Origin of the sequence: Nonomuraea sp. NPDC049784, assembly GCF_040659615.1 — a bacterium.
In the GTDB taxonomy this organism is placed as follows: Bacteria; Actinomycetota; Actinomycetes; order Streptosporangiales; family Streptosporangiaceae; genus Nonomuraea.
Genome location: NZ_JBFAMX010000560.1, coordinates 1 through 6,765, shown reverse-complemented (window position 1 = coordinate 6,765; position 6,765 = coordinate 1). Strand labels below are relative to the sequence as shown.

General features: G+C 71.4%; 7 protein-coding genes. 5 read left to right on the top strand and 2 right to left on the bottom strand.

The genetic code is table 11. From position 1 onward, the window contains the following. From AB0J09_RS51800 to AB0J09_RS51780, 5 genes are all read left to right on the top strand, one after another. The coding region (locus AB0J09_RS51800; RefSeq protein ID WP_360709126.1) for an HAD family phosphatase at positions 1-650 on the top strand (650 nt) is incomplete at its 5' end. After that, the gene (locus AB0J09_RS51795; protein WP_360709124.1) at positions 647-1,393 is read left to right on the top strand and encodes an NTP transferase domain-containing protein; all 747 of its coding nucleotides are present in this window, start codon (positions 647-649) and stop codon (positions 1,391-1,393) included. The genes AB0J09_RS51800 and AB0J09_RS51795, both read left to right, overlap by 4 nt. Beyond that, complete coding sequence (locus AB0J09_RS51790) at positions 1,381-2,628, top strand: hypothetical protein (RefSeq protein WP_360709121.1); 1,248 nt, start codon at positions 1,381-1,383, stop codon at positions 2,626-2,628. Before AB0J09_RS51795 ends, AB0J09_RS51790 begins: the two co-directional genes overlap by 13 nt. Further along, entirely contained in the window at positions 2,625-3,854 is a 1,230-nt protein-coding gene (locus AB0J09_RS51785) for a glycosyltransferase family 4 protein (RefSeq protein WP_360709119.1), read from the top strand. The genes AB0J09_RS51790 and AB0J09_RS51785 overlap by 4 nt, the downstream gene beginning before the upstream one ends. A gap of 759 nt (positions 3,855-4,613) precedes the next feature. Then, positions 4,614-5,003, top strand: a complete 390-nt coding sequence (locus tag AB0J09_RS51780; RefSeq protein WP_360709116.1) for a hypothetical protein — start codon at positions 4,614-4,616, stop codon at positions 5,001-5,003. A gap of 9 nt (positions 5,004-5,012) precedes the next feature. Here the strand turns inward: AB0J09_RS51780 and AB0J09_RS51775 are convergent, their stop codons facing one another. Further along, positions 5,013-5,984: a glycosyltransferase family 2 protein gene (locus AB0J09_RS51775; protein WP_360709114.1), complete on the bottom strand. Its 972-nt coding sequence runs from the start codon at positions 5,982-5,984 to the stop codon at positions 5,013-5,015. A 74-nt stretch (positions 5,985-6,058) separates the two neighbouring features. Then, positions 6,059-6,765 (bottom strand): glycoside hydrolase family 3 C-terminal domain-containing protein (locus AB0J09_RS51770; RefSeq protein WP_360709111.1); only part of this gene is annotated, 707 nt, incomplete at its 5' end.

Sequence of the window (6,765 nt, the reverse complement as noted above, 5' to 3'; positions counted from 1 at the left end):
TGCCGCTTGCCGGGGTGGTCGCCGGGCGGCGGGTGTGGTTGTGCGATCTCGACGGGACGCTCGTGGACTCGTTCCCCGCTCACGAGGCCGCCTTCCGCCGGGCCATCGCGGAGCTGGTCCCGGCCGCCCTCCCGTCCTTCCGGTACGCCGACCACGCGGGCGCGAGCACCGCCGAGGTGGCCGCGCTGCTGACCGGGGACCTCGAGGTGGCCGGGCGGCTGGCGCGGCGCAAGCAGGGCCTCTACCGGGAGTCCGTCGAACGGGGCCGGGTCCGGCCGTTCCCCGGGGCGCGCCGGCTGCTCGACCGGCTGTCCGGCGAGGGCCGGGTGGCGTACCTGGTCACCAGCGGCAGCCGGGGGTCGGTGGACCGGGTGCTGGCGGGCTCGTCCCTGGGGGCGTGCTTCCGTGACGTGCTCACCGCCGACGACGTGCCGGTGAGCAAGCCGGACCCGGAGTTCTACCGTCTGGCCTGCCGCCGCTGGCACGTCGATCCGGCCGAGGCCGTCGTGCTGGAGGACTCCCCCCACGGGGTGGCCTCCGCCGTCGGCGCCGGGCTGGCGACGCTGCACGTCCACGCCGCCGAGCCGGCCCCCGGCGCGGTCGCGGTACGCGGCCTGGACGACATCGTGTCCCTCTTGGAGATGAATTGAGCATCTGTGCGGTGATACCGGCCGCCGGGCGCGGCACCAGGCTGGGCCAGGGCATCCCGAAGATCATGATCGAGGTCGCCGAGGGTGTCACCGTGTGGCACCTGCTGCTGCGGCGCCTGCGGCCGTGGACCGAGCACATCCACGTCGTCCTCTCCCCCGACGGCGAGGCCCCATTCCGGGATCTCGCGGCCACGCAGATCGGCGCGGGCGCGGTGTCGGTGAGCGTCCAGGAGCGGCCGACCGGCATGGGAGACGCGATCTTCGGGGCCGCGGGGCACTGGGCGGCGTACGAGACGATCCTGGTGGTCTGGGGCGACCAGGCGAACCTCTCCCCCGCGACCGTGCGCGAGGTCGTCGCCGCCCACCCGGGCAAGGGGCTGACCCTGCCGCTGGTGCCGATGGCCGAGCCGTACGTGGAGTACGAGCTGTCCGAGGGCCGGCTCGTACGCGTGCGGCAGTCCCGTGAGGGCGACGAGTGCCGCCCGGGCGGGCTCAGCGACGTCGGCGTGTTCTGCCTGGCCACCGAGGGGCTGCGGGCGGCGTGGGAGCGGTACGCGGCGGAGGCGGCGCAGGGCGCGGCCACCGGCGAGGTGAACTTCCTGCCGTTCCTGCCGCACCTGTCGCGGGCCGAGGGCCTGCCGGTGACCGTGGTGCCGGTGGCCGACCCGGATGAGGCGCGTGGCATCAACACGGCGGACGATCTGGAGTTCGCCAGGCAGGCGTACCAGCGGTGCAGGTCCTGAGGGAACGCGCGGCGGGCCTGCGGTGGGCGGCCGGGCCGACGCTGGTGAGCACGGTGGCCAGCGGCACGGCGGCGGCGACCACGCTGGTCATCGCCCGCGGGGTGGGGGCGAGCGCGTTCGGCCAGTTCACGGTGGTGCTGTCGATCGCGCTGATCGTCACCGTCGGCATGCTGACGAGCCTGCACTACGTGATGCTGCAGGAGCTGCCCAGGGCGGATCCGGAGCGGCGGCCCGAGCTGGTGGCCACGGCGCTGCCGGCCACGCTGGCGGTGACCGCCGGGCTGGCCGTGCTGGGCATGCTGGCGGCGCCGCTGCTCACGTCCGCGCTGAACGTGGACACCCGCACGCTCGGCTTCGGCCTGGCGCTGGCGGCGTCGATGACGGTGAACCAGCTCACCGAGAGCTTCCTGCGCGGGCTGAGCCGATTCGCCTTCGTGGCGTGGCTCAAGCTGGCCATCGCGATCGTCTACCTGGCCACCGCCGCGTACTGCCTGCTGGTGCTGGGCGTCAGGGAGGCCGAGTCGTACCTGGTGGCGCTGATTGCCACGAACGTGGCGTTCGCCGTGGCGGCGCTGGCGGCGGTGCGGCTGCGGCCGCGTCTCTGGTCGGTCCGGCTGGCCCGGTCGCTGTACCGCCACGGCATGTACGTGACGGTCATCGCCGCGCTCACCGGCGTGCTGTTCGGCGTCGACGTGATCTTCCTGAACCACTGGGCGGGCCCGGCCGATGTCGGCGTGTACTCGGTCTACAACGGCTTCCCCAAGCGGCTGCTCGGCGTGGTGTTCACCGACGGGATCGGGCTGGTGCTGCTGCCCGCGATGGCCACCTCGGACAAGCCGCTGCTGATGCGGCGGATCGCCCGGCTGGTCCCGGCCGTGGCCGGGGTCACGGCGGTGGTCTCGTTCGCCGCCAGCACGGTGTTCTTCCTGCTGATGAGCGGCGACTACCCGTACTCGCTTGGCCTGATGGCGCTGTCGGCGCTGGGCATCGGCGCGCACACGGCGTTCAACCTGTACTCGGTCGCCCTGTCCATGGACGGGGTGCGCGGAGCGAAGGTGCTCATCGGCTGCCTGGCGGCGGGGACCCCGCTCGCCCTGGCCGCGCTGGCCGCCTGCATCCGCTGGCAGGGCCTGGCCGGGGGGCTCGTGGGTTTCGCGCTGGCCAACCTCGTCCTGCTGGCCGTCGTGGCAGCGGCGACCGCCCGCATCTACCGGCCCGTGGAAGGCGCCGCATGAGGATCGCCTACGTCGTCAACCAGTTCCCGCCCAACATCACCGCCGGCCTGGGCAGGTACGTCGAGCTGATCACGCCGTACCTGGCCCGTGGCCACGAGCTGACGGTGTACACGCTGAACGACGGCCACCTGCCGGTGGACGAGACCGTGGGCGGCATCCGCGTGCACCGGCCGCGCAGCGTCTTCGTCCGCGGGAAGCGGCTCAACCGCACCAAGCGCGCGGAGTTCCTGCTGCTCGCGTTGCAGGTCGTGGTCAGCAACTGGCGCTACTTCCTGCGGCTGTGCCGCCACGGTGAGCGGCCCGACCTGGTGGCCGTGCACGACTCCACGAACTTCCTGTCGGGCCTGCTCTGCCACTACGTGCTGCGGCTTCCGGTGGTCTTCCACGTGCACACCACGGAGTACGGGGTCGCGCCGCAGCGCAGCATCACCGACCCGCTCAACGTGTTCGCGGCGCTGGAGCGGTGGCTGGCCAGGATCTCCCGGCGCGTGGTGGTGGCCACACCGGAGGTGGGCGACCAGCTCCGGGCCGCGGGCTGGGACCGGACGCCCATCGACGTCGTGCCGCTGGGCGGGACGTACGAGGCGGTGCTCCCGTCGTACGGGCGGGACACGCTGCGTGCCGGGGCGCGGGCCCTGCGCGAGAGACTGGGGCTGCCGGAAGGGGATCCGGTACTGCTGTTCGTGGGCAGGATCGAGCGGCAGAAGGGCGTCTACCAGCTCCTGGAGGCGATGCGGGCGGCGGCGGACGCGGTGCCGGGGCTGCGGCTGCTGATCGTCGGTGAGGGTGACGTGGCGGGCGTCGAGCGCATCGTCGCCTCGACGGGGCTGCGGGGGCGGGTGCTGGCCGGCGGCAGGTTCGTCGAGGGCCGGGAGCTGCTGGAGCACTACGAGCTGGCCGACGCGTGCGTGTTCCCGTCGCTGTTCGAGCCGTTCGGGCTGGTGGCGACCGAGGCGATGGCGATGGGGCGGGCGACGATTCTGGGCGACGGCTTCTCGCGGCTCTTCCTCGGCCCCGATCCGCAAGCGCCCGCGGCGTACTTCGTGCGGGCGAGCGAGCCCGCCGACATCGCGCGCGGCGTGATCGAGGTCATGACCGACGCGGCGCTGCGCCGCGGGCTGGCGGAGCAGGGTGAGCGGTTCGTCAGGGAAAGTCTCAGCTGGTCCCGCGCCGCCACCGAGACGGCCTGGGTGTATCACGAGGCCGCGAAAACGACCGCCCGCTGAAATCGACGCCAATTCGATAACGTTATGTCATCGACGCAATGCGGAGAGTAACTAGCGCTGCGCGACTCGCCCTGCGACACGCCCGCGTCCAATCGCCGTCAAATTTTACCTGCGCGCTCCCCGCCCGAATTCCGGTGCGGCTCGCCGCATATTCCAGAATCAACCTGCAGCAGATGGGCGAATATTCAGAATGCTCAGGACCGGCAGTGCGGGCGCCCAGCGAAATATCTCCGCCGACCCTCCGAAATGGTTTGGCCCGGCATTAAAGGGGCCCAGAGGCTCATGTTCCGTTTTGTACGCGTTCATATAGTTTCACCCCTATTGTCCAACCATCCTGGAGCAGGAGATTTGCGGCCTGACGGGCACATGTACAATCATCGTGTTCAAGCTTGCGGCCAGGACATTGTGGCTGCAAGTCGCGGAGGGTCGGCTCTCAATATGAGAGGCAAATCCGTTCCCTCCGTGATTCCGGCGCGACTGTCTGCTGACTTCAGGTGGGGCGCCGGGACCGGTTGAAAGCGAAGAGGTCTCCTGGGCAAACAGGAGACCTCTTCGTCATTTCTCCCTGTGACGTCTCTTTACGGCCGTCACGGAGGGCGACCGGCATGCCATGCTTACTCACACGAGGAACTCTCACATCCCTGTTTGCCCAGGCGTTGTATCACGAGGTTCGTCGTAAGCCGGCGCCTCGAAGCGGCCATTTCGCGGGCCGCGTCCGGCGCTCCCACCTGGAGTCAACAAGGATCAAGGAGGTCGCTCATGGCGACGTCGACCGCACCTTCCGGCAGGAGTCGCAGGCGTGCCCCTCGCCGGGACCAGCCCTCCGGTGGACGACCGGCCAGGGAACAGCGCGCCACATGGGTGGTCGTGTTCGTGGGCGTACTGGTGACGTACGTGACGTTCGTGGTCATGCTGCTTCCGCAGGGATACGACCTGTGGGTCGTCCTGGGCGCCGCGACCACGACATGTCTTGTCGCAGGCCAGGTCACACGGACGGTGACGCTCATCTCGGCCGACAGGGGCATGGCCGGCGCCGTGATGCCTCGTTCGCTTCTCGGACGGGTGGTGGCGTCGTGGATCCGGGCCGTCGTCGCGGACGTCCCGCTTCGCGAGTCAGGCCTTCAGGACGGCGACTCCCGGGAACCGTGAACCGCACCGTCAGGCGGGGGCTCTCCTGAGCACGCGCAGGGAGCCCACCGCCAGGCCCGTGACGAGCACCACGTGGACCGCCAGGTGTACGGCCATGAAGTAGGCCGTGAAGGCCACCCCGCGCTGCCGGTGCACGAATCGCAGCAACTCGGGATCCGCCACGACGAACCACCCGACCAGCACCACCGGCACCAGGAACAGGGCCGGATCCAGCAGCCCCAGCGGCAGGCACGCGAGCGCCAGCGCGCAGGCGAGGATGCCGGCGCGGCTGTTGGCGTTCTCCGGCTTGGCCGCGCCGCGCCTGGCTGTGGCCAGCGCGAGCGGGATCAGCGGCAGGGCGCGCCGCCACTGCTCGGCGAGGACCGGCAGGAACCGGTGGCCCTCGTCGTGGCGGCCCATCACGGCGTCGGTCAGCAGGATCCTCGTGCGCACGGCCAGGCGGCTGCTGTACTCCACGTCCTCGCTGTCACGCAGGCCCTCGTCGAGCCGGCCCGCCTCCAGCCACACCACGCGGCGGATCGCGGCCAGCGCGAACACGACGCTGTTGACCTCGCCGAGGTGCCTGCGCCGCCAGTGGACCTGGTGGAGCAGGCGGTACCACTCGACGGGGCCGTCGTCTATGAGCGGCTCGGTGTCGTAGACGCCGTGCACGCAGCCGAGACCGGGATCGTCCTCCAGCAGCTTCGCGGCGTTGGCGACCGCGTCCGGTCGTAACGCCACGTCGCTGTCGAGGAAGAAGATCACGTCGCCGGTGGTGCTCTCCACCCCGGCGTTCCTGGCCGCCGAGACTCCGCGGTTCTCGGGGAGCCGTACGACGCGGCAGCCCAGCTCCTCGGCGATGGCCGGCGAGCCGTCGTCACTGGCGTCGTCCACCACGACGATCTCGTCGGGCCGCCGCGTCTGGGACAGCACGGACTCCAGGCACATGCGCAGAGTCCTGCTCGCGTTGTAGCACGGCACGATCAGCGAAACCTTCGTCACGGGGGCAGCCCTTCACGTGTCCAGAGGGTCTCCATGATCTCGCAGACCGCCCCCGCGGCGCATCAACGAGCGTCTCATCGGACTGTCACGTCCTGACGTAGGCGCAGGTCCCTGGAGGAGGACCCGACGTGGACCGTACGGCGGCCGCCCGCGAGCACCCATCGGCCGTCCGACCAGTACTGCAGCGCGCGCCGGCCCACCGTCACGGTGACGCGGCGCCGCTCGCCGGGCGACAGCCGCACCCTGGCGAACCCGGCCAGTGCCCGTGGCGGCATCGGGACCGGCGGGCCGGGCGGCGGGCCGAGGTAGACCTGCGCCACCTCCACGCCCTCGCGGCGGCCGGTGTTCGTGACGGTGAAGGACACGCTCAGCCCGCCGCCCGCGCCCCGCACCGACAGGTCGCCGTACTGGAAGCGGGTGTAGGACAGGCCGTGCCCGAAGGGAAAGAGCGGCTCGACGTCGTCGGCGTCGTAGTGCCGGTAGCCGACGAAGACGCCCTCGCTGTAGACGGCGACGCCGCCCGCGCCCGGGTAGCGCCCGGCCGGTGCGGTGGACGCGTCCTCGGCCCGCCGCGGGAAGGTCACCGGCAGCTTCCCGCCCGGACTGGCGCCGCCGAGCAGGAGCGTGGCGGTGGCGTCCGCGCCCTCCTGGCCCGGGTACCACATCTGCAGGATCGACCGCACGCGCTCCACCCAGGGCATGAGCACCGGGTCGCCGGTGTTGAGCACCACGGCGGTGCGGGCGTTGGCGGTGGCGACGGCCGCGATGACCTGGTCCTGGC